At 42.2% G+C, this 22,973-nt stretch carries 19 protein-coding genes; 10 read left to right on the top strand and 9 right to left on the bottom strand.

The window, feature by feature from the left end; all coding sequences use genetic code 11:
* Positions 1–167 precede the first annotated feature (167 nt).
* The 6 genes from ACN222_RS21445 to ACN222_RS21420 all read left to right on the top strand — a co-directional run bounded on the left by ACN222_RS21445 (position 168) and on the right by ACN222_RS21420 (position 7,000).
* Entirely contained in the window at positions 168–764 is a 597-nt protein-coding gene (locus ACN222_RS21445; RefSeq protein WP_010998427.1) for a photosystem I assembly protein Ycf4, read from the top strand.
* Positions 765–994: 230 nt separating this feature from the next.
* The gene (locus tag ACN222_RS21440) at positions 995–1,780 is read left to right on the top strand and encodes a peptidylprolyl isomerase (protein ID WP_044522147.1); all 786 of its coding nucleotides are present in this window, start codon (positions 995–997) and stop codon (positions 1,778–1,780) included.
* A 91-nt stretch (positions 1,781–1,871) separates the two neighbouring features.
* Positions 1,872–3,038 (top strand): beta-ketoacyl-ACP synthase, encoded by a 1,167-nt coding sequence (locus ACN222_RS21435; protein WP_010998424.1) that lies wholly within the window; start codon positions 1,872–1,874, stop codon positions 3,036–3,038.
* 138 nt (positions 3,039–3,176) lie between these two features.
* Positions 3,177–4,598, top strand: a complete 1,422-nt coding sequence (locus ACN222_RS21430) for a folate/biopterin family MFS transporter (protein WP_010998423.1) — start codon at positions 3,177–3,179, stop codon at positions 4,596–4,598.
* 134 nt (positions 4,599–4,732) lie between these two features.
* Positions 4,733–6,226, top strand: coding sequence for a carotenoid oxygenase family protein (locus ACN222_RS21425; protein WP_010998422.1), 1,494 nt, complete (start codon positions 4,733–4,735; stop codon positions 6,224–6,226).
* 24 nt (positions 6,227–6,250) lie between these two features.
* Positions 6,251–7,000, top strand: a complete 750-nt coding sequence (locus ACN222_RS21420) for a creatininase family protein (protein WP_010998421.1) — start codon at positions 6,251–6,253, stop codon at positions 6,998–7,000.
* A 3-nt stretch (positions 7,001–7,003) separates the two neighbouring features.
* On the opposite strand, the gene ACN222_RS21415 is transcribed toward ACN222_RS21420, so the two are convergent.
* The 3 genes from ACN222_RS21415 to ACN222_RS21405 all read right to left on the bottom strand — a co-directional run bounded on the left by ACN222_RS21415 (position 7,004) and on the right by ACN222_RS21405 (position 10,478).
* A complete protein-coding gene (locus ACN222_RS21415; protein ID WP_044522143.1) occupies positions 7,004–7,717 on the bottom strand; it encodes a DevA family ABC transporter ATP-binding protein in 714 nt (237 codons plus the stop codon).
* A gap of 229 nt (positions 7,718–7,946) precedes the next feature.
* Complete coding sequence (gene devC / locus ACN222_RS21410) at positions 7,947–9,125, bottom strand: ABC transporter permease DevC (protein ID WP_044522141.1); 1,179 nt, start codon at positions 9,123–9,125, stop codon at positions 7,947–7,949.
* A gap of 42 nt (positions 9,126–9,167) precedes the next feature.
* A complete protein-coding gene (locus ACN222_RS21405; RefSeq protein ID WP_010998418.1) occupies positions 9,168–10,478 on the bottom strand; it encodes an ABC exporter membrane fusion protein in 1,311 nt (436 codons plus the stop codon).
* Positions 10,479–10,663: 185 nt separating this feature from the next.
* On the opposite strand from ACN222_RS21405, the gene ACN222_RS21400 reads away from it, so the two are divergent.
* Positions 10,664–11,551 (top strand): TetR/AcrR family transcriptional regulator, encoded by an 888-nt coding sequence (locus ACN222_RS21400; protein WP_010998417.1) that lies wholly within the window; start codon positions 10,664–10,666, stop codon positions 11,549–11,551.
* A 91-nt stretch (positions 11,552–11,642) separates the two neighbouring features.
* Here the strand turns inward: ACN222_RS21400 and ACN222_RS21395 are convergent, their stop codons facing one another.
* Together ACN222_RS21395 and ACN222_RS21390 are read right to left on the bottom strand one after the other, a co-directional pair.
* Complete coding sequence (locus tag ACN222_RS21395; protein ID WP_126987203.1) at positions 11,643–12,509, bottom strand: polysaccharide deacetylase family protein; 867 nt, start codon at positions 12,507–12,509, stop codon at positions 11,643–11,645.
* 136 nt (positions 12,510–12,645) lie between these two features.
* Complete coding sequence (locus tag ACN222_RS21390; RefSeq protein WP_010998415.1) at positions 12,646–14,031, bottom strand: ABC transporter substrate-binding protein; 1,386 nt, start codon at positions 14,029–14,031, stop codon at positions 12,646–12,648.
* Between the two features lie 81 nt (positions 14,032–14,112).
* On the opposite strand from ACN222_RS21390, the gene ACN222_RS21385 reads away from it, so the two are divergent.
* A complete protein-coding gene (locus ACN222_RS21385) occupies positions 14,113–14,871 on the top strand; it encodes a YebC/PmpR family DNA-binding transcriptional regulator (RefSeq protein ID WP_010998414.1) in 759 nt (252 codons plus the stop codon).
* A 64-nt stretch (positions 14,872–14,935) separates the two neighbouring features.
* On the opposite strand, the gene ACN222_RS21380 is transcribed toward ACN222_RS21385, so the two are convergent.
* Positions 14,936–15,412: an Rpn family recombination-promoting nuclease/putative transposase gene (locus ACN222_RS21380; protein ID WP_096637193.1), complete on the bottom strand. Its 477-nt coding sequence runs from the start codon at positions 15,410–15,412 to the stop codon at positions 14,936–14,938.
* 151 nt (positions 15,413–15,563) lie between these two features.
* On the opposite strand from ACN222_RS21380, the gene ACN222_RS21375 reads away from it, so the two are divergent.
* The gene (locus tag ACN222_RS21375; RefSeq protein WP_010998412.1) at positions 15,564–16,823 is read left to right on the top strand and encodes an FAD-dependent hydroxylase; all 1,260 of its coding nucleotides are present in this window, start codon (positions 15,564–15,566) and stop codon (positions 16,821–16,823) included.
* Positions 16,824–17,094: 271 nt separating this feature from the next.
* Here the strand turns inward: ACN222_RS21375 and ACN222_RS21370 are convergent, their stop codons facing one another.
* Positions 17,095–19,962, bottom strand: a complete 2,868-nt coding sequence (locus tag ACN222_RS21370; protein ID WP_096637272.1) for a GAF domain-containing protein — start codon at positions 19,960–19,962, stop codon at positions 17,095–17,097.
* Between the two features lie 143 nt (positions 19,963–20,105).
* Between ACN222_RS21370 and ACN222_RS21365 the strand changes: the two genes are divergently transcribed.
* A complete protein-coding gene (locus ACN222_RS21365) occupies positions 20,106–21,236 on the top strand; it encodes a quinone-dependent dihydroorotate dehydrogenase (RefSeq protein ID WP_010998410.1) in 1,131 nt (376 codons plus the stop codon).
* 232 nt (positions 21,237–21,468) lie between these two features.
* Here the strand turns inward: ACN222_RS21365 and ACN222_RS21360 are convergent, their stop codons facing one another.
* Positions 21,469–22,215 carry a hypothetical protein gene (locus ACN222_RS21360; protein WP_010998409.1) on the bottom strand — a complete coding sequence of 249 codons (747 nt, stop codon included), beginning with the start codon at positions 22,213–22,215 and terminating at the stop codon, positions 21,469–21,471.
* A 125-nt stretch (positions 22,216–22,340) separates the two neighbouring features.
* On the bottom strand, positions 22,341–22,715 hold the full coding sequence (locus ACN222_RS21355) for a DUF2237 family protein (RefSeq protein WP_010998408.1): 375 nt from the start codon (positions 22,713–22,715) through the stop codon (positions 22,341–22,343).
* Positions 22,716–22,973: the final 258 nt, after the last annotated feature.

The following is a 22,973-nucleotide window of genomic DNA, read 5'->3' as shown; positions in this document are numbered from 1 at the left end:
AATATCAGAAATTTTACAATCTGACACAACTTTTCTCAGAAATCTTGACATTGGACTTAGTTAACCGTTAACTGTCAACGGTTAACTAACTAATCTTGAGCTTGCAAGACATCCTATTCAGGTGGCAGACTCTTAAAAGGGAAGAACTCACAGGCCAAGATATTTCCATGACGGCATCAACAACAATTAACAAAGGCGATTCACCTAACGGTGACAGTTCCGCTTCCAGCGTCCTCCATCAAAAAGTTCTCGGTTCTCGTCGATTCAGTAACTACTGGTGGGCAAGTATTGTTACGTTGGGAGCATCGGGCTTTTTTTTGGCAGGCATATCCAGTTACTTAAGAGTTAATTTACTCATAGTTACCGACCCAACTCAACTGATATTTGTACCTCAAGGGTTGGTAATGGGTCTATATGGCACTGCTGGCTTGCTTTTAGCGTCGTATTTGTGGCTGGTTATCCTCTGGGACTTAGGCGGCGGCTACAACGATTTCAATCGAGAAACCGGGAATATTAAAATATTTCGTTGGGGATTTCCTGGTAAAAACCGTAAGATTGAAATTGGCAGTCGTATACAAGATATACAGTCTGTACGTGTAGATATCAAGGAAGGCTTGAATCCTCGCCGCGCGTTATATCTACGCGTTAAAGGTCGCCGAGATATACCATTGACTAGAGTCGGTCAACCTTTATCTTTGGCGGAATTAGAAACTCAAGGCGCTCAGTTAGCCCGCTTTTTAGGAGTACCCTTGGAAGGTCTTTAAGGGTAATGATTGGATGTAGCTTTAGATTTCCGAAGTTTGGTAGATGAAGAAACAGGGGAGCAAGGGGGAAAAACTTAGAGAAAGGTGTCCCCCTGTCCTCCTACATCCTGTCCCTCTGCCCATTCCTCTAGTTAATTATTTATTTTGAATTTTGAATTTTGAATTTTGAATTTTGAATTTTGAATTGTTATAAGAGGCTAATATACTTTGGTTGAGTCAGTAACTGAACAATGCGGTTAAAATTTTCACAATTCTTGGTTGCATTTTTAATAATCGGCTCCCTGATGTTGGGAGGTTGTTCTGCACAGGAGGTTAGCCTTAACTCTTCTCCAGCTTCTACAGCAGTTGAGACAACCACCACTACTGAAGCAACATCTGTCTCTGAAACAACTAGTGAGAGTAATTCGGGAATGACAAATTCTTTACCACGCCTCGAAGGCAAAGCTACTGTGGTAATTACAGTTAAAGGGTCACCAATTACTGTCGAGGTAGACGGTACTAATGCCCCCATCACAGCTGGCAATTTCATTGATTTAGTTCAAAAAGGTGTTTACGATAACACCGTTTTTCATCGGGTTGTCCGTCAGCCTCAACCCTTTGTAGTGCAAGGCGGCGACCCTCAAAGTAAAGACCCACAAAGTTCTCAACAACTCTGGGGAACTGGTGGTTATATTGACCCAAAAAGTGGCACCGAACGCCGTATTCCCTTAGAAATTAAACCCAAAGGAGAGGCGGAACCACTTTATAGCAAAACATTCGAGTCTGCTAGAGTGACAGTAGCACCTGAGTTACAGCATAAACAAGGGGCGTTAGCAATGGCGCGATCGCAACAACCAGATTCGGCATCTTCGCAGTTTTACTTTGCTCTAGCTGATTTGGGATTCCTCGACGGTAACTATGCTGTATTTGGTCAAGTTACTCAAGGCTTTGACGTAGTGAACAAAATTCAGCAAGGCGATCGCATCGACTCGGCTAAAGTTACTCAAGGTGCTGAGAACTTGAAAGTTCCTCAATAGGTTTGGGGATTAGGGATGGGGTACTAGTGATTGGGAATAGAGTAATCAGTGTCCTTTTCTTTATTTCCTCATCTCTAATCCAAAATCTCACATGATTGAAGTTGTCATTACTGGTATTGGGCTAGTTTCAGCCTTGGGTAAGAGCCTAGAGGAGAGTTGGCAAGGTTTAATTGCAGGCAAGTCTGGAATAAAATGGCATCAACCATTTCCAGAGTTACCACCTCTACCTTTAGGCTTAATTGGTGAAAAGCCGACTAGTTTGCACAGCTTGACTCAGGTGGTGGTGGATGCGGCAATCAAAGATGCGGGGTTAGTACCACCTTTAACTGATTGTGCGCTAGTCATTGGTTCTAGTCGCGGTTATCAAGGATCGTGGGAAAAACTAGCACGGCAAATATATACTGGTGATGATTCTGCGGATGAGGCAGAAAAATTAGAGAATTGGTTAGATGTTTTACCCCACATGAATACGATCGCCGCAGCGCGACAAATTGGGGCGACAGGGGCAGTTATAGCACCGATGGCGGCTTGTGCTACCGGAATTTGGGCGATCGCTCAAGCCGCAATTCTTATCCAGACAGGGCAATATCAACGCGTCATTGCTGGAGCCACGGAAGCAGCAATTACACCCTTAACCTTGTCAGGGTTTCAACAAATGGGAGCTTTAGCCAAAACCGGAGCTTACCCCTTTGATTTACAGCGTGAAGGTTTAGTTTTAGGTGAAGGGGCTGCTGTATTTGTCTTGGAATCCAGACAATTAGCAAAAAAACGTAAAGCCAAGATTTATGGTCAAATTTTGGGTTTTGGCTTGATAAATGATGCTTATCATAGTACTCAATTAGAGCCGGAGGGGAAGGGGGCGATCGCATCTATTCAGCAATGTTTAGCTCGGAGTCAGCTAACATTGACTGATATCGATTACATTCATGCTCACGGTACAGCTACTCAGCTCAATGACAGAGTAGAAAGTCAAGTAATCAAACATTTATTTCCCTCAAAAGTAGCAGTCAGTTCTACCAAAGGCAGTACAGGCCATACTTTAGGCGCATCAGGCGCATTAGGAGTGGCTTTTTCACTTCTAGCTTTAGAGCAAAAAATAATACCTCCCTGTGTGGGATTCCAGGAACCAGAATTTGATTTGAATATAGTAAAAACAGCACAACACAGCCAAATTCAACAGGTGTTGTGTCTGAGTTTTGGTTTTGGTGGACAGAATGCAGCTATAGCTTTAGGAAGAGGGAATGATAATTGGGGTTAGGGTCTAGAGTTTAGACAACAAGGAATTTCCCACAAAAATTTTGCCTTTTCTTCAGTCCCCAGTCCCTAATCCCCAATCCCTACATTTCAGAAACGGATATGATAGAAAAGTCGATAAAACTTAAAGAATATTCATCAAATGCTGATTGACTCCTCTGGCTTGTCCAAGGTCAAAGACTCAGTAAGAAAACAAATTTTCTTCGGTAATGAACCTAGTGCCGAATTAATTGCCATCCTTAGCGTCTATTTTGTCCAAGGGATTTTAGGCCTGGCGCGTCTAGCCGTCAGCTTTTTCCTCAAAGATGAATTGTTGTTAAGTCCTGTTCAGGTATCGGCATTAATGGGAATTGTTGCCTTACCTTGGATGGTTAAGCCATTATTTGGCTTTGTTTCAGACGGCTTACCGATATTCGGCTACCGTCGCCGACCATACCTAGTGTTATCAGGGATACTGGGGGCAATTTCTTGGATCAGTTTGGCCACAATAGTTCATACTAGCTGGGCAGCTACCGTGGCGATCGCTCTTGGTTCTCTATCTGTTGCGGTGAGTGATGTGATAGTTGACTCCCTAGTTGTGGAACGTGCCAGAGAAGAATCAGTGGCTCATGTTGGTTCACTACAAGCATTATGTTGGGGAGCTTCTGCCTTTGGCGGTTTGATTACTGCCTACTTCAGTGGGTTGCTACTGGAGCATTTCACAACCCGTACTGTATTTGGGATTACAGCCTCATTTCCCCTCATAGTCTCAGGGGTCGCTTGGTTGATTGCTGAGTCTCCCGTTAGTAAAGATGGGAGTGGTAATACTAACCTCCTCAGTGTCAAGCATCAACTACAGCAACTGCGCCAAGCATTCACCCAAAAAAGTATTTGGCTACCCACTGCATTCGTATTTATTTGGCAAGCCACACCAACTGCTGACTCAGCCTTTTTCTTCTTCAGCACCAATGAACTCCACTTTGAACCAGAGTTTTTAGGGCGAGTGCGTTTAGTTACTAGTCTGGCATCTTTGATTGGTGTTTGGATTTTTCAACGTTTCTTAAAAAGTGTCTCTTTCCGGCTAATTTTTGGTTGGAGTACGGTCATTTCCGCAGTTTTGGGCATGACCATGCTATTGCTGGTGACACACACAAATCGGGCTTTGGGTATAGACGACCGTTGGTTTAGTTTGGGTGATAGCCTCATTCTCACAGTGATGGGACAAATTGCTTATATGCCAGTTTTGGTACTCTCTGCCAGACTTTGCCCCCCTGGTGTAGAAGCCACATTATTTGCCTTGTTGATGTCAGTCTTTAATTTAGCAGGCATGGTTTCTTACGAAGCGGGAGCCATCATCATGCACTGGCTAGGAATTACTGAAACTAACTTTGATTTACTTTGGCTTTTGGTATTAATTACTAACTTGAGTACACTATTACCATTGCCGTTTCTCAACTGGCTACCATCCGATGATGCAGAAATAGAAACCCAGGCATTAGCACCAGCTTCAGCTAATACTCAAGTGTCCAATTTAGTTCCGGAATTAAGGTTGCGAGAAGCAGAACCCAGAACCGAAAGTAGTTGAATAAAGTTTCTCAACCAACGATAGCCTAATTTTTACTTGTGTCTCAATGTCTCTGTGGTTAAAAGGTTGTTTTCTCAACACGGAGACATGAAGTCACGCGGAATAATTCTTTCTTGATTCTCACCTTTTTTTATATGCAAAGTTACAAATATCAACAAAAGAAAAATTTAGAAAAATCATATACTCGTGAAGACTGGCAGGGAGGGTATAAATCTCTAAGGCAAGAGTTTGATTATTGGATTGATGATGTAGAAGGGGAAATTCCTACCGAACTGCAAGGTACTTTGTTTAGAAACGGGCCAGGATTGCTGGATATAAAAGGACAAAGCATTCATCATCCCTTTGATGGCGATGGCATGATTAGCCGTATTAGCTTTGTCAATGGTCGCGCCCATTACCGTAATAGTTTTGTCAAAACAGAAGGGTATTTAGCAGAGAAAAATGCTGGTAAAATTCTGCATCGGGGAGTTTTTGGTACTCAAAAACCTGGTGGTTGGTTAGCTAATATTTTCGATTTCAAGCTGAAGAATATTGCTAACACTAATGTTATCTATTGGGGTGAGAAACTATTGGCATTGTGGGAGGCGGCAGAACCCCATCGCCTTGACCCCAAAACGTTAGATACATTGGGCAAAGAATATTTTCATGGTGTTTTGTCAGCAGGTGAGGCTTTTGGCGCTCATCCCCGATTTGACCCCAGTTGTGAACAAGATAACGGCGCACCTTGCTTAGTCAATTTTTCAATTAAACCCGGATTATCTACAACAATTACGATTTTTGAGTTAAATGTAGCAGGCGAAGTTGTCAGAAAGCACGCTCATCATGTACCTGGGTTTTGTTTTATTCACGATTTTGTAATTACACCTAATCACTGCATCTTCTTTCAAAATCCTGTTAGTTTTAACCCCATCCCTTTCGCTTTAGGATTACGTGGCGCTGGGGAATGTATTCAAGTACAACCAAATCAGCCAACACGGATTATTGTCATTCCTCGCTTTCCTCAGTCAGGACAAAAAGAAATCAAAACTTTAGAAGTAGGTTCAGGTTTCATTTTCCATCACGTTAATGCTTTTGTTGTGGGAGAGGAAATTCTTGTAGATTCCCTTTGCTACGACTCTTTACCAGAAGTAGAGCCAGAAAGTGATTTTCGTCAAGTGGATTTTGAGGCGATCGCACCTGGTCAACTATGGCGTTTTTACCTTAACCTCAAAGATGGGACAGTACAAAAAAAATTAATTGAATCTCGTTGTTGTGAGTTTCCCGCAATTCATCCCCGTAATGTAGGACGCTCTTATCGATACTTGTATATGAGTGCGGCTCATGCAGCTACAGGTAATGCACCATTGCAAGCATTATTGAAAATAGATTTAGAGTCTGGAGAAAAACAGATCTGGAGTGTGGCACCTCGCGGTTTTACGGGTGAGCCGATTTTTGTTCCTCGTCCAGGCTCAGAAAAAGAGGATGATGGTTGGGTACTGGCTCTAGTTTATGATGCGGCTCATCACCGTTCAGATGTGGTAATTTTAGATGCTAGTGACTTTACTAAAGGGGCGATCGCTAGGCTACATCTCCAGCATCACGTACCCTATGGCCTTCACGGCAACTTTACTCCCCAGGTATTTGTATAAACTAGTACTGGAAAGTGAATAAAAATGTTACTAAGTTTAAGCACATGGCAGGAAGTTGAAACCTACTTGCAAAAATCAACGGGAATTATTCTGCCGATTGGTTCGACTGAACAGCATGGGCCGACGGGATTAATCGGGACAGATGCGATTTGTGCAGAAGCGATCGCTCATGGAGTGGGTGAAGCAACAGGGGCGATCGTTGCGCCTACAATCAATGTGGGGATGGCTCTACACCATGCTGCATTTCCGGGTACGATTAGTTTGCGTCCTAGTACTTTAATTTTGCTAGTGCGAGATTATGTAACTAGTCTTGCCAAAGCTGGTTTCACTAAGTTCTACTTTATTAACGGACACGGCGGTAATATCGCTACCCTCAAAGCTGCATTCTCAGAAACATACGTATATCTGGAAGACTTGCAGATTCCCTCTGCCCATAAGGTACAATGTCAAGTCGGCAACTGGTTTATGTGCAGTTCTGTGTACCAACTTGCCAAAGAATTGTACGGTGACAAAGAAGGTTCTCATGCTACACCCAGCGAAGTAGCCGTGACTCAATATGTTTACCCAGAAGCAATTAAGCAAGCACCGCTTTCACCAGAAGTAGCCAGAGGACATAGAATTTACAGTGCTACCGACTTTCGCCAACATTACCCAGATGGACGCATGGGTTCCAATCCCGCTTTAGCAACACCAGAACATGGTAAGCAGTTTTATGATTTGGCTGTTAAAGAACTCAGTAACGGGTATTTAGAATTTTTGACCAATGACCAATGACTATTAACTATTAACACTCACCGCATCCCTGACAAGATGACCATCTTCCATGTAGACAATGCGATCGGCTATGTCTAAAATGCGGTTGTCGTGGGTAACTAGCAGAATTGTGCAGTGATGCTCTTTGGCTAATTTTTGCATTAATTCTACGACATCGCGCCCTGATTGTTTATCTAGTGCGGCTGTAGGTTCATCGGCTAAGACTATTTTAGGCTGACTGACTAACGCACGGGCGATCGCTACCCTTTGTTTTTGTCCTCCCGATAAGTTATCAGGGTAATAGTTCAGCCGATTTCCTAATCCGACTTCTTCTAACATTTCTGTTGAGCGAGTGAGCATTTCCTGGGTGGAAATTCCTGGTTGCAACTCCAAACCCATCCGCACATTTTGCAGTGCTGTTAGGCTACCATGCAGGTTATGTGCTTGGAATATATAACCGTTGTTACGTCTTGCTTGAGTTAATTGTTTACTACTAGCACCAGTAAGTTCTCTTCCTAATATCCGCAAATTCCCAGACTGGGCAGAACGCAAACCACCAACTAAAGTTAGTAGGGTAGTTTTTCCAGAACCAGAAGGCCCTGTCATAATCACAATTTCGCCTGCATTAATTTCGAGGTTAATATTAAATAAAACCTGTTTTCGGAGTTGTCCACTACCAAAGTAATGGTCAAGATTTTGAATAGAAATCACAGGTTCGGAAGTGTTAATAGTTTGCATGAGTGATTTAATGATACCAATTTGAAAACAGAATGCGACAGATACATACGGACATACCCTTATTCCGTTTGGTTTTCCTAATTTTGAATTTTGAATTGGTATGAGGAGATTTGGCACGCAGAGACGCAGCGAAAAGTCGGAGCGGAGGTTTCCTCCGATCTGAACTTTTCAAGACAGAGGCGCAGAGAGTTTTTTTTGAGTATATGATGGTTATTAAAATTTTGCTGTCTCAAAACATATCTGCTGGGTCGGCAGATTGTAATTTACGTGTTGCTATAGCTCCCGAAAGAGTACACATTATTAGAGTTAATAATAAGACTAATAAGGCTCTAACTGCTGTCATAAATATGGGTAGATTTGTGGCATTGGCGGCTAACCGATAAAGTCCCAAGGGAACTATGAACCCTGGAATAAAACCCAAGACTGCCAGAATCAGCGCCTCTTCAAAAATTACTCCTAGTAAATAAGAATTGCCGTATCCCATTGCTTTGAATGTGGCATATTCTTTGATATGGGCATTTACATCAGTTGAAAGTACTTGATAAACAATAATCACGCCGACCATAAATCCCATTGATACGCCTAAGGTGAAAATAAAACCTATGGGACTTTCCGTTTTCCAGTAGTCTTCCTCCATTTTGACGTATTCAGCATGAGTTAGGACTTTGACATCATCCGTCGTTAGGTAAGACTTTAATGCTTCTGCTACTTGTTTTGGATCATGACCGGGTTGAATATTAACTAAGCCTAGATTGATACTTCCTGCTAGTCTGCGAGGAAACAAACGCAAGAAGTTTTCATCACTAGAAATTAAAGTACCATCAGCACCAAAGGAAGCACCTAGTTTAAATGTTCCACTAATCGAAATAGTTCTTTTATCTACTTCTGTGGTGACACTTTCACCGGCATCAATTTGACTAAAAACTTTATCATATTCACCCCTAGCCCCACGGTCAAAAATGAAGTTATCTGGTAACTTAATCTTATCTAGCTGATTGTTAACCTCTGGGATGTTCAGAGCCGATTGCTCAGGATTAAACCCAATTGCTTGCACTGAAGTTTTACGGCGAGTTTGGGGATTTTTCCAAGTGACTAAACCGATATACATGGCATCTGCGGATTTTACACCAGGAACATCAGCAGCTTGCAACAGTCGCCGCCGCGAGAAGGTAGCCAAGTTTTGCATATTCCGGCTTTGAGGACTGATTAAAACAATGTCTGCAAGCACTGCCCGATTGAGGCGAGTGTTACTGTCATACAAGGCATTTTGAAAGCCCAACTGCATGAACATGAGGACATCGGCAAAGGCGATACCAGATAAAGCAACCAAGAGGCGGCTTTTATGATGACTCAGTTGCAGCCATCCTAAAGGTGTGCGTCGCTGTAGTTCTTGAATAAATCCAGTCATATTAGTCATTAGTCATTGGTCATTAGTTATTGGTCAACAGCCTTATAGTTCAATTACTGCTGTGACTTGTAAGTTAGTAAATTTGGCTGCTTTCTGGCTGGAGGCTTCATCTAGTCGCACATGAACTTCTACGACGCGTGAATCAATATTTTCACTGGGGTCGCTGTTGATAATGTTCTGACGTTGGACTTTCCAGCCCACTTGGTCTACCGTACCTTGCAATTTTCCTGAGAGAGATTTACTTGATATCTCCACCTTTTGTCCGGGGCGGACTTTGTTGACATCACTTTGGTAAACTTCGACGACTGCATACATCTGGCTGGTTTGACCCATCTCGACGATACCATCAGTGGATACAACTTCGCCGGCGCGGGTGTAGATGTCGAATATCACACCATCTTGGGGTGACCGCACATAAACTTGATCTAAGTTAGCCTTTGCCTGTTTTGCTGCGGCTACAGCGCGGTTTACTTCTACTTTGGCTGCTTGCACATCAATAGGACGCACTTCCGCAATTTTATTTAAGGTGGCGGCGGCGGCGCTGACTTGTTTACTACCTGTGGCGTTAATTCGATATAAGGCTGTTTTCGCTTCGCTAATTTGCTTGCGTCCGGTGCTATCAATTCTTTGCAAGTTGGCTTGCGCTTCACTTAACTGCTGGGTGATGGTATCTAGACTCAGGCGCTTAGTATCATAGGAAGATTGGGAAATTGCACCGTCCGCATAAAGCTTTTGATAGCGTTCCCACTCACTTTGAGCATTTTTCAGTTCTGCTTCTAATCTCTTAACTGTTGCTTGTTGGGCTGATTTCTCACCTTGCCATTGGGCTTCTAATCTAGCTACTGTTTCTTGTTGTTCTCTACCATCACCTGTTGTCTGTGCTTGGACACGGGCAATTTCGGCTTTTTGCGCGTTAATCTCCCCAACTTTTGCCCCTTCTCGGACTTTCTCTAAGTTGACCTGGGCGACTTTCACCGCTTCTTGGGCTTCTTGATAAGCTGCCTCTAGGCGATCGCGGTTATCTAAAATAGCAATTACTTGTCCAGCTTTTACCCTGTCCCCTTCTTTAACTAAAAGCTTCTCCACTCGACTTCCTTGTCCAGATGATGAAGGTGCAGAAAGTTTAATCACTTCGCCCTTTGGCTCTAGTCTACCTAACGCTGTCACCGTTTTTATCTGCGGTGCGGTGACTTGGGGAATTGGGGTTGTAGGAGATTGCTGTGCTTGGGTTTGTAGTGAACTATAACCCTTTACGCCGGCGATCGCCAAACCTGCGGCTGTTGCCAAAATAATCAATTGCCGGGAGTTACGCTTGAAAAATACGGAACCTTGATCTGTTACCTCGCGTACCATAAGCCCCTCTTTTGTTTAGGACGCTAAATAAACTGTTTAGTTTAGTAATCTATAATTAAACTAAACTGTACATTACAATATTGTCAAGAGCGTATAGACTGAAAAATGAATCTTCCAGGAGAAATTTCTACAACGCCGGATCATTGATCGATCTAAGCTAGTTTATTTAGCGAAAATATAAAAATATGAGTAAGAACAAAGCACATATAGAAAGTAATAATGGCGATCGTTTGCCGTCAGCAGAGAAGGTTGATGCAATTCTCAAGGGTGCAATGCAAGAGTTTTTGACCCACGGCTATGCAGCTACAACAATGGATAGAGTGACAGCAGCAGCCGGAGTCTCGAAAACAACTGTCTACAGCTACTTTCAAGACAAAGAAGGATTATTTGCCGCTTTGATTGAAAAACTAGCACAGGAAAAATGTTTGTTAATCCACGACCCGGAATTTCTGCAAGGAGAACCCCGTATTGTTTTACGCCGTTTAGCAACAAATATTTTCGATCAAGTAGAGAAAGAACCAGTGTTTTTGAGTTTAGTCAGGCTAATTATCGGTGAATCTGGGCGGTTTCCATCCTTAGCAAAAACCTTTGTCTGCAACATAGATAAACAAGCTCTAGAGCGTCTGAGTCAATATTTTACAGAGCATTCAGAACTAAAATTACCTGATCCAGAGGTAGCAGCACGTATTTTTCTTGGTGCAGTAGTACACTTTATCATTCTTCAGTATATGCTCCATAGTCAGGATATCTTGCCAATGGAGAGCGATCGCCTGATTGACAATCTGATTAACTTAATCACTATTAATCTTTCCCAGAATACTTCTACGAATCAATATTCTGGTACAAGGCAGAAATCACCCAGGCGCAGGCGTACAGCTTCGGGTAAATTCCAGATGGACTATGGTTCAGAACCTAAACAGTTAAGGTCTATAAGATTGACGGATACAGCCTGGGAACAATTGGCAGAATTAGCAGAGAAAAATAATTTAACTCGCAGTGAAATGATTGAAATCTTTGCCCGTGAAGGTTTTTCAGGCAAGCGGACTAATTCTCAATTACCTACGATTGGTTAGTCTTGAGCCTTGAATTATGTATATACATGGAAGGATACAAGAACTAGTGAGGATTAATGTATATACATGGATAAAATCGCTTCCTAATCCCTTACTGACACGCCTGATTACTAGTTGGGGCCAATTCCTCAACCATCTTGATAATTTGTTTAGGTGATTTCGTGTAATTAACGATTAATCGAGGAATTTCATACGAATTATGTTTACAAGTGTAATTGAAAGTTTCATCATTATATAAATATCCAGATAAATAATATCTAGCAACATATAACTCTACCTGTTTATTATAAGCTCCATAAGGATAAGCAAAATGAGATGCTACGGTTTGTTCTGGATCTAAATCTTGTGTACATTTTCTCAAAATACTCCTAGATTTTAGAAGTTCATGCACAAGTTCTCGCCGGGATAATTTCGTTAAATCCTTGTGATTTAATCCGTGAGACTGAATATCATAAAATCCTTTTTGTAACCCTGCCCTGATTTCTTGGCAACTCAGGTGAGTTTTACTACTATTTGCCTTTTGAGCTAAACGACTGGGATTAATAAATAAAACTATTTTTACCTTCCTCCCATATTGCTTTTCTAGCTTAGATAAAATAGGCATTAGCTTTGTGTGTACTGATTTATAGCCATCATCAAATGTCAACATTATCGGCTTTTTTCGACGATACTCTGCTGGAATTTCTTGAGATTTCGTTAAGTAAAAATTATATAAGTCCTGGGTACTTAAAAACCAATAATTATTAATAATTAAAGACTCTAAGAGTTTTTCTAACTCCTGTTTTGAGTAGTGCATTTCTTCTGGAGCTAAAGCTGATAAAGTCTTATTATTTTTCGTATCTAGAATTCCGTGAAATCCCAAAATAGGCACGGTAGGCTCAGTATACCCAAAATTGAGGACAGCTAGAGAAATTATAGAAACTAAGGCTAAACTAAAGGGAAAATTTTGAGTAGTCATTGCAGTAGTAGTATTGCCCTGGTATGTCAGCATTCAGGTAAAAAGCCTGAGTTTTTTTACTCAAGTTTTGTTAACCTAGAGCCAAGATAGCAATTACTTTTTATACCACAATGACTTGGAAATCAATTGATATTAATTATTTGAAAATCAAATCTAATCTCTGCTGACTAGCTTTTAGGGCATCTGCTGGGGAACTTTTACCCATCAATACAGTTTCCACTGCCCGGCCTACACTATCAGAAATTCGATTATAACCGGGGAAAGTAGGACGCGATCGCGCATACTTAGCCTGTTCTAAAAAGACTTTTGCTTGGGGTACTTTCCTGACAAATTCCTGGTATTTTGAACTTTCGCGGGATTTTAAATTAATCGGTAAATAACCAGTTCCCAGTGCTAACTCTGTTTGAAATTCTTCACTAGCCGCATATTCAAGAAATTTAAAAGCCGCTTTTTCTCTTTCTGGTCTTGATTTAAAAATATACAAATTTTCGCCGCCAATTACAGTAGCAGGTCTTTGCCCCACCGGAATAGGGAATACATCAAAATCAATCCCACTGGCTTGAAACTCCCCTAAAGTCCAAGGCCCAGTTAATTGCATCGCCACTTTCCCAGCTAGCAAATCATTGGTTTCATAACCTCTTTCTGGGCCTGATAACACAGCCGAACCATCTGTAATTAAATCACGCCACAATTGCAAAGCAGCGATCGCCCCAGCATTATTTTCTAAAGTGACACCAGCCGCATTCTGTGAATCTTTACTTACCAACTCGCCGCCGCCACTCCACATAAATGGTAGCCAAGTAAAAACGGTAAACTCACCTTTGCCTAAAGGTAGTACCATCCCATGTTGATCAATTCTTCCATCACCGTCGGTATCACGAGTTAATTTTTTGGCAACTTCCCGAAACTCTGCCCAAGTCTTGGGTAATTTTGTAATTCCGGCCGCTTTAAACAAACTGGGACGATAAAAAACGCCAACATTATTTGTAGCAAAAGGTACTGCCCAAGTTTTCCCTTGGTATGCCACAGCTGGGTATAAGCTGGGGTCAATTTCGTCCTTAATTTGTGAACTTGCCAACATTTCGTCCAAAGGAACCAAGGCATTTAGTTCTACTAGTTGTCCTGTAGTTGCTGGGTTGTACCATAAAATATCCGGGGAGGCATTACCTACGACAGCTGCCAAAATTTTCGGCATTTGTTGGTCTTGTTGCCCAGCGTAAATCGCATCTACCTGAATATCTTTATGGCTTTGGTTAAACTTATCTACCAGCTTTTGAAAGACATCCCGATTAGGCGGCGGATTCACCCCATGCCATAAAGTTAAATGAATGACTTTATCTGCCTTCATGCCATTTTGAATTACCTGACATCCGCTTGTAACCAATATTCCTACTAGAAACAGCGATAGCCAACGATATCGGTAAAATCGCCAATTTTTTCTTTTTACCCTAGAATCATCAGAGGCGAAAAAAAACCGCCCACAGTGTTGATAAAACAGATTAATCAATTTTTTAACTTTCATGGACAGAGTGAGGGACTATTGACTAATGACTATTGACCATTAACCATTAACTTTGGAAAAGAGATTTATCAGCTTTAGATTATGGCAGGACATAGTAAATGGGCAAATATTAAGCGCCAAAAAGCGGTAGTAGATGCCAAGAAGGGAAAGACCTTTACTCAGCTATCTAGGGCAATTATTCTGGCGGCTAGAAGCGGGGTTCCAGACCCATCCGGAAATTTTCAACTCCGTACCGCCATCGATAAAGCAAAAGCGGCTGGTATTCCTAACGATAATATAGAACGGGCGATCGCTAAAGGTGCAGGTACTTTTGGTGGCGATAACGCTAGTTTAGAAGAAATTCGTTACGAAGGTTATGGGCCTGGGGGTGTAGCTATCTTAATTGAAGCTTTGACCGATAACCGCAATCGCACGGCTGCTGACTTGCGAGTAGCTTTTAGTAAAAATGGTGGTAATTTGGGTGAAACTGGCTGTGTTAGCTGGATGTTTGATCAAAAAGGTGTCTGTGTTGTCTCTGGTGTAGTGGATGAAGACCAGCTTTTAGAAGCATCCTTAGAGGGTGGTGCTGAATCTTATGAAATGACAGAAGATGAGACAGCCGAGGTGTTTACAGAAGTAGCAAATTTAGAAATTCTCAACCAGACACTCAAAGACCAAGGCTTTAAGGTGACAGATGCCGAGTTGCGCTGGATTCCCAGTAATCATTTAGAAGTTACTGAACCAGACCAGGCGCGATCGCTGCTCAAATTAATTGATACTCTAGAGGGGTTAGATGATGTCCAGAATGTGACATCCAATTTTGAAATGTCCGAAAATCTCATGGCGGTGAGTTTCGCCTAGATAAATATCTCAAAATATCTCATCGCTGGGGAAGTTAGGTAAGAAAAATTTGATACCTCACTCCTTAAGAAGATGATTTTGCTGCGGCTTGTTTGACCAAATCAACTTCTAATTCCAAAGCCTCAGCGATTGGTTCCACACTCAATCCCAATTTCAAAAACTTAGGCACTGCTTCAAGCTTCCTCTCCAGTTTACCTTCGAGTTTACCTTTGACCTTACCTTCCTCTTTTGCCTCTTGATAAACTTTTGTATTCCTAATAGCATCCAAACCCAACATAGTTTCTACCTCTTCCCGGCTAAGTCTGGGAAACTTATAAATTACTACTGTCTCAATAAATTCTATAATTTCTTGCTGGGTAAGCGCATCCGTTAACTGCTGTTTAGCTTTTCCTGCTGTTTTACTTTCGCTTTCCACAATTAGCTGCACAATACCAACGCCGATTGAGGTATTTGCTGTTTTCCCCAGTTCATTTAAATAAACTCGTTGTATTAAGGAACTGTTGAGTAAAAAGCGATAAGGTCTAGTACCGCAAAGCGGAATTCAAAATTCAAAATTCAAAGTTAAGAATCAAGACAAGACAAGCATTGAGGGCTATATATCTGTCGCATTCTTTTTTCAAATTGGTATAACTTGCTCAAATAGGGGCGATCGCGTAACAATAATAGTTAAGATCGCTTAATCTCTCTTAACAATGGCGCTAACGCAGCTTACTCAAACTATTTCTCCTCAACCGACACCGCCAGAACTGCGAAAATACGACTATGATTTAGTCATCGTCGGCGGTGGAATTGTTGGGTTAACTCTAGCTTCAGCATTAAAAGATTCTGGCTTGAATATACTGCTAATTGAAGCCAAAGTTGCATCAGCAGCAGTAGCTAAAGGTCAAGCCTACGCAGTTCATCTACTATCAGCCCTAATTTACCAAGGAATTGGTATTTGGGATAAAATTCTGCCTCAGATTGCCAAGTACCGCCAAGTCCGTCTTTCTGATGCTGATTATCCTGGTGTGGTGGAGTTTGAAAGCACAGATTTAGGGACACCAGAATTAGGTTATGTAGCGGAACATCAAGCGTTACTGGAACCTCTACAGGAGTTTGTGCAGAATTGCCCAAATGTGACTTATCTTTGTCCGGCTGAGGTGGTGAGTACCAATTACCAGCCAAATGAAGTAGTCATCGCTGTTAAAATTGCCGATCAATTAAACACAATTCGTAGCAAATTACTGGTAGCCGCAGATGGATCGCGATCGCCTATTCGTCAGGCGGCGGGGATTAAAACTCATGGCTGGAAGTATTGGCAATCTTGCATTGTGGCTTTCGTTAAGCCAGAGAAACCCCATAACGATACAGCTTACGAAAGATTTTGGCCTAGTGGCCCCTTTGCGATTTTACCTCTACCTGAGAACCGTTGCCGCATCGTTTGGACGGCTCCCCACGATGAAGCAAAAGCCCTTTGTGCCTTAAATGACGAAGAATTTTTACGAGAACTTAGCCAACGCTTTGGGCAGCAAATGGGTAAGTTGGAATTATTAGGCGATCGCTTCGTTTTTCAAGTACAACTAATGCAAAGCGATCGTTATGTCCTTCCCCGTTTAGCTTTAGTTGGCGATGCGGCACATAATTGTCATCCTGTGGGTGGACAAGGATTAAACTTGGGTATTCGAGATGTCGCCGCTTTAGCCCAAGTCATTCAAAAAGCACATCAAGCTGGTGAAGATATTGGTAATATTCGGGTCTTGAAACGTTACGAAAGCTGGCGACAAAAAGAGAACCTAGCCATTTTAGGGTTCACTGATATGTTAGACCGGATGTTCTCTAACCAATTCCCTCCGTTGGTGTTTCTTCGTCGCTTGGGTTTATGGTTTTTACGCAGTGTCCCTGTGCTGAAAACATTTATGCTCAAGTTGATGATTGGGTTGAAGGGAAAAACTCCAGAATTGGCTAAACGTTGAAAGTTTTGTGGGAGTAGTATGCTGTGTTTAAACGTCAGTGATGGCAACTCAGGATGATTCTACTCCTCAAACAATTCCCTTACCTTTTCTTGGCATTCTCTAGAGTAAACCAGGTTAAAGCCCTTTTCAATCCTGCCTCCTGACTTGAAAGGGGTATAAGGGTGTAGGAAAAAGACATCTTTCCTGTTTGGCGGTGAAATCTGTTTCATCGGGACTGACTTATCCCAACTACAAATATTTACGCCGTTCTACTTATCGCAGAGATGAAAAATTAAGAACTAATCTCAGCCAATGGCAGCACTAAGCGGCTAACGACTCGATTATCGGGTGATTGATAGATATCTAATTCCCCACCTAGTTGTTGTATAAGTTGTTGGCAAATCAACAAATTTAAGTTGGGCGATTGATCAAAATTACAGAAAGCAAGAATATCGTTGTGAGTTTTCTGTTGTATTTCTGTGAGTAATTCTGTGGGAATTGTGCCGTTATCTGTAATTGATACTTCTAAAAATTGCTTATCTATATGACGACACCAGATATCTATTCTGCTGCTGTTAGGAGAACGATGACAGGCGGCGAGTAATAATTCGTAAAGGACTAGTTCAAATTTTACAATATCGCCAGCGATCGCCATTGTTGATAGGTTAGCTGGGGTGGAAACGCCTTTGAGTAATGCACCACTGTTGGTTACTTCCTTTTCTGTGTGGGCTTGTGCTAAACCGTGGACACCAATCCACAGCTTTTGTTCTTGAACTAATTTATCTATGCGTTCGAGCGATCGCTTGAGTAAACTGGCTATGGGCATAGTTTCCCAGTTTATATGTAACTGCCATTGTTCCAGTTTTACCATTCCGGTAATGGAAGTAACTGTATGGTCTAACTGTTTAAGCAACACTTGATACCGTGTTTGCGCCATATCATTCGTAGGAACGCCCAAATCATACATTTGTTTCAGTAAGTTGGTAGTCGTGCGTTGGATGCTTTCCAAGCGTCGATGTTTGTACCAATTGAGTTGGCGTAAATCCTGGGTTGTAGACTCTAGACGTTGACTAATTTGTTGTTGACGACGCAACCAAGCAAGCTGATCAATTAAAATTTTGCCAGCATCAAGACGATGCTGTGGCCAGTGACGTTCTCGATGGTCTGCTAACAATACGACTCCCGTAGGTTGATGATCAGATCCAGTTCGTAAAGCCATTAATAAAACTTGCCCGATCCCCTCACCATGTAACCATTGGCGTGTTTCTGGAGGTAAATGATTTATACTGACATTTAAGTAACTATTCTCAACCAGCGCCCATTGAATTACAGCTTCATGTTGAATGGAAAGTTTGGCTGATATTTCAACTTCAAATTGATTATCGGGAATTACCCCAGGGATAATTTCTGCTGTAGACTCGCCGTGTGACCAAGACAATAACAGTGCCAAAGGGCAGTTAAGCACAGATGCAATTTGCCTCAGTGCTGCACATTCCAAATAATTTTTCTCAGTTTCGCTGTTTTCGCTTCCATCTACAATGCGTAGACATTCCTGGATACTCTGAAGAACTTGTTGCTGTTGTTCGTTATTCTTTTGTAGTCGCCACTGTCTGACAACTACCCCTATTTGTTGACTTACAACCCACAGCAGTTCCCTTTCTAGGTTTGTCCAGCTGCGATGGCTGGTGTGGGTGACAACTAATAATACTTCCGCTTTCTGATCTTGATTGCAATTGCAAATTAACAGCGATCGCACACCGTGTTCTAATAGGAGAGGCCGCCAGTTAAAAAACCGTAAATCAGCTTCTACATTTTCCACTGCTACTGTAGCATTTGCAGATTTCAACATCTGTCTGTCAGTCTGCGATAATAAACCGAAGCTACAGCTAAGAGGACGGCGATGGTGAGGCTGAGTTTGATAAATAACTTGATAATTATTCTGGTCGGGGTCGTAATGTAAAAGTAAAAAGCGAGTAGCATTGAAACGATGTAATACTTTAGCAGCACAAACCCGTAAAGTTTCCTTCCAGTCTTGGTGAGTGTAGATACTTTGAGAAACTTCACTACTTAACTGGGAATCTTCTTGAATTTGTTTAACAATATTTTCTATTTTGTCATTGGGAGCTACAAGGGAGAGGAACCCCGCCGCGCCTTGAACAAAATTTTTATCAGCTTCCGTCCAAATGCGTGGTTCATAACCTTCTACCGCCAGAAACCCCAACAGGTCTTTCTGCCAAATAATCGGGGCTGCTAAGAGCGATCGCACCCGCAGACGTTGCAACAATTTAGCGGTAAACTGGCCTTCTAAGGAACTGCGAGCATCACCAATCCAAATAATTTTATTAACCGATAAAGCATAATATAAATCACTTAAGTCTTGCACAGTCATACCTGCGGCTGACTGTTCACGGTTAGTTTCCCGACCAATATTGACTAATTGATCGCCCATCCGACACCAAAAATAGCGTCCTTGCCTTTCAAACCAGTAAATATTAGTACGACTAGGGGAAACAAAGCTATGGGTAGCTTCTACTACCGCCTTTAGCCTTTCCTCTAAATTACTCAGATTACGGATATTTTCTAGTAGTTGTAATAACGGCTCATCAGGACGCTTGATTTGCTTCTGCTGCAAATTTATTTCCTGTTGATAGAGACTGGCTGCTAGTTCACCTAAAACCATCATCAGACGAGCTTTAGCATCTTCTGGTAGCAAATAACCCCAACGTTCTGAACCGAGTAAAAGTAATCCCATGCAACTGTTTTTATGACGCATGGGCAGCATGATTGTCCCTTGGATGTTAAATTTTGTGCCAACTTCTCGCCATTCTCCAGCCCGCTTTTCGTTGCGGATATCTGCAACCCCTAACGGTGACTGTTGAATTACTACCTGCTCTAATAAATCCCCTGGTTGCAGAACAAGTCGTTTGCGTAAAAAATTAATGTCGTTACCAGGAGCAATACCCCCTCTACCAAATAAAGTGTGTTTCAGGCGATCGTAACTAGCAATCCAAATCAGCTTGTAGTTGAACTCACTGTGAATGTAATTAATAGCAGTTTCAATCAGAACATCAACATCATCTTCCTCCCTAAGGATTTGTAGAACACGTCCTAAAGCAAGAATTGGTTGTTCGGCGGCTATCGATTTATGTGGCTGCCCCATCTGATTTTTGATCAACATAACTTGTAATATATAAGATGCCCAAATTACCCACACTAATATCTTTACGGGTATTGATTGATATTTCTGGATGAAAGGGAGCGGTGACTGGGGGTTGGGGAAATTAAAATTATTGGCTATTGACTATGGATATATATAAATTTGCAGTTCGTCCGCTTTTATTTGATTTGGTAAAGGCCGATCCTGAGTGGTTACATCAGCAAACAATGAGGAGTTTGAGTTGGCTGTCACACACAAGCGATCGCACAAGTACTAAGTGGGTGCAAAATATCCTACAAAAGTCACTTTGTCTAGAAGATTCTCGGCTGGAGCAGAATTTGTTTGGCTTAAGGTTTCCCAATCCTGTGGGTTTGGCTGCTGGTTTTGATAAGGATGGTGTAGCAGCTAGAATTTGGTCTAGTTTAGGTTTTGGCTTTGCGGAACTGGGAACAGTCACATTTGTCGGACAACCTGGTAATCCTCCCCCGCGTCTGTTTCGCTTGCCGTTGGATCAAGCTGCTCTTAACCGCATGGGCTTTAATAATCATGGTGCGGCGGTGATGGCTGCACGCTTGGCTGATGAAAAAGGGCAGTTTTCCATCCCTATAGGTATCAATTTGGGTAAATCTAAGGTGACACCCTTAGAAGCCGCCGCCGAAGATTATTTAAATAGTTTTCGCTTACTCAAGGAGTTGGGTGACTATTTTGTAGTTAATGTATCTTCTCCCAATACTCCGGGTTTGCGATCGCTCCAAGATGCCTCAATGCTCAGTTCTATCTTGGATGTCTTACAAAAGGAAAATAATTCACATAAACCTATATTTGTCAAGATAGCACCGGATTTAGAATGGGAAGCGATCGCTGACATTATTGGATTGGCTAAAACCTACCAGTTAGCAGGTATTATCGCTACTAACACCACAATTCGCCGTGATGGACTGAAAACTCAAGTGATTGAGCAAACAGGCAAGGCACCCCAAGAAGAAGCTGGAGGAATTAGCGGTGCGCCAGTGCGCGATCGCTCCACGGAAATCATTCGTTTTATTTGGCAGCAAACCCAGGGAGAAATTCCCATCATTGGAGTTGGGGGCATATTTACCCCTGAAGATGCTTGGGCAAAAATTACTGCTGGAGCCAGCCTGATTCAAGTTTATACGGGCTGGATTTACCAAGGCCCAATGATGGTGAGCCAGATTTTAACCGGGTTGCTGTCCAAGTTAGAAGAACATGAATTAAATTCCATCAGCGAAGCTATAGGCTTAGAATTTAAAAGTTAATCAGCCAATAGTCAATAGTCCACAGTCAATAGTTTATTAAGCTTCGCGTGTCAGTTGTCAGTTGTCAGTTGTTGAAAGGATCTGGTCTAATACCCCAACCCGCAAGTGGCGTGGTTTCTACATATCTTTGCCACTAACTACTGACGACTGACTACCGACAAAACTCCATCCCCTTGTGGGTGGAGTTTTTATTAACGATGACTGAGCAATGACCAATAAAAACACTGCTGCCTTAATTTTCTTCTAATGGGAAAAATTCCTTAGTTCTTTCGGAAAAAGTCCAGGCGATTCCATCAGGATCGCGGTTGCGAGTCCATTCTGGAAAATCTGGATCATTGCGCCGTTTGTACACCGTACTGGAATATACATTGAGACGCTTTGCCAGTTCTGATTGAATCAGGGAGCCGAAAATTAGCTGTCTTTCCAGATTTGGTTTAACTTCATGATGGGTAACTGGTGGCGGTAATTCAGCCTCAGGTTCAGTTTCAGGTTCAGGCTCTGCGAGAACTGGTTCTGGTGGGGGTGGTGGTGCTAGAAGCGATCGCGCCTCTGTCGTCACTGGTGGAGATGCCAGCTGTTTCACTGGCTCACTACTATCGAGTATGCTACCCAAAATACTGGCTGTGATGAAATAGTAAACTTCACCGCCTTCTCCAGCTGGTAGTAAACTTGCCCCAAATTCTGAAGCTTTACCGTCTAGATAACGTTTTGCGGACGGGCCGGGAAAATTGCCACGAATTGCTAAATCCATAGGCGTAATTTTGCCTTGGTTTTCCCGAATTAACTGATTGAAAATTGGGTTAACTCGCTGACACCACTGTTGCCATTGATATTCCTGGAAAATTTTGAAACCAATGGCTAGGACGATCAGTGCCAGCAAAAATCTCCAGGTAGAAACCAGGAAAATAACCAAAAACGATATTGGCAAAAGTAGAACGAGAAACGCTTTCCCGCCACTTTCTAATGTTTTTTCACTCATGCCGATTTTTGCCAAGCGAATTTTTTGGGAAATAATATATTATATTGGCAAAAATTGTGACAAGTTTTTGTATATTTTGGCAAAGTCACGGCAAAAGTATTGGGGACTGGGGAAAATTTGATTCCCTACTCCTCATTTATGAGAGCGTGTTGTTTCAAATCAGCTAAAGAACATACTTCTAATGCTCTAGCATGGGTGGCTGAAAGAATTACAGGCGGCGCAACTCCGGCTTCCAGTGCTTCTTGCCAACGAGCTGCACATAAACACCAGCGATCGCCTGGCCGCAAACCAGGAAAATTATACTCAGGATAGGATGTACTTAGGTCGTTACCACGAGATTTTGTAAACTCCAAGAATTCTGCTGTAACTTGAGCGCACACAACGTGCATCCCAGTATCGTAAGCCCCTGTTTGACAAAATCCATCACGATAAAACCCGGTTACGGGAGAAGAACAACAAAGTTCTAATTCTGTTCCGATTACGTTTTCCGCCTGTGCCATATTGAATTCCTTAATTATTCCAAATATTGGCTATAGGGCAATACGGTTCGGTTAAGAAGAAATGTAGGTTGGGTAGAGCGATAGCGAAACCCAACAAAAGCCTGTTGATATTGGGTTACTCTACGAGAAGGCTGCGCCTACGTTCTTTTAGCCTTAACTGAACGGTATTGGGCTATAGGGTTCATAGTTGATTTCTGAAATACATCTAGAGTAGGCATTGCCCACCGTATCATGGTTTTGGTGGGCAATGCCCACCCT

The organism is Anabaena sp. FACHB-595 (assembly GCF_048568275.1).
Lineage (GTDB): Bacteria > Cyanobacteriota > Cyanobacteriia > Cyanobacteriales > Nostocaceae > Trichormus.
This window is presented reverse-complemented; position numbering and strand designations above follow the sequence as displayed.

Coding starts and splice junctions, on each gene's coding strand:
- ACN222_RS21445 (WP_010998427.1), top strand. CDS start 168: ATGACGGCATCAACAACAATTAACAAAGGCGATTCACCTAACGGTGAC.
- ACN222_RS21440 (WP_044522147.1), top strand. CDS start 995: ATGCGGTTAAAATTTTCACAATTCTTGGTTGCATTTTTAATAATCGGC.
- ACN222_RS21435 (WP_010998424.1), top strand. CDS start 1,872: ATGATTGAAGTTGTCATTACTGGTATTGGGCTAGTTTCAGCCTTGGGT.
- ACN222_RS21430 (WP_010998423.1), top strand. CDS start 3,177: ATGCTGATTGACTCCTCTGGCTTGTCCAAGGTCAAAGACTCAGTAAGA.
- ACN222_RS21425 (WP_010998422.1), top strand. CDS start 4,733: ATGCAAAGTTACAAATATCAACAAAAGAAAAATTTAGAAAAATCATAT.
- ACN222_RS21420 (WP_010998421.1), top strand. CDS start 6,251: ATGTTACTAAGTTTAAGCACATGGCAGGAAGTTGAAACCTACTTGCAA.
- ACN222_RS21415 (WP_044522143.1), bottom strand. CDS start 7,717: ATGCAAACTATTAACACTTCCGAACCTGTGATTTCTATTCAAAATCTT.
- devC (WP_044522141.1), bottom strand. CDS start 9,125: ATGACTGGATTTATTCAAGAACTACAGCGACGCACACCTTTAGGATGG.
- ACN222_RS21405 (WP_010998418.1), bottom strand. CDS start 10,478: ATGGTACGCGAGGTAACAGATCAAGGTTCCGTATTTTTCAAGCGTAAC.
- ACN222_RS21400 (WP_010998417.1), top strand. CDS start 10,664: ATGAGTAAGAACAAAGCACATATAGAAAGTAATAATGGCGATCGTTTG.
- ACN222_RS21395 (WP_126987203.1), bottom strand. CDS start 12,509: ATGACTACTCAAAATTTTCCCTTTAGTTTAGCCTTAGTTTCTATAATT.
- ACN222_RS21390 (WP_010998415.1), bottom strand. CDS start 14,031: ATGAAAGTTAAAAAATTGATTAATCTGTTTTATCAACACTGTGGGCGG.
- ACN222_RS21385 (WP_010998414.1), top strand. CDS start 14,113: ATGGCAGGACATAGTAAATGGGCAAATATTAAGCGCCAAAAAGCGGTA.
- ACN222_RS21375 (WP_010998412.1), top strand. CDS start 15,564: ATGGCGCTAACGCAGCTTACTCAAACTATTTCTCCTCAACCGACACCG.
- ACN222_RS21370 (WP_096637272.1), bottom strand. CDS start 19,962: ATGGGGCAGCCACATAAATCGATAGCCGCCGAACAACCAATTCTTGCT.
- ACN222_RS21365 (WP_010998410.1), top strand. CDS start 20,106: ATGGATATATATAAATTTGCAGTTCGTCCGCTTTTATTTGATTTGGTA.
- ACN222_RS21360 (WP_010998409.1), bottom strand. CDS start 22,215: ATGAGTGAAAAAACATTAGAAAGTGGCGGGAAAGCGTTTCTCGTTCTA.
- ACN222_RS21355 (WP_010998408.1), bottom strand. CDS start 22,715: ATGGCACAGGCGGAAAACGTAATCGGAACAGAATTAGAACTTTGTTGT.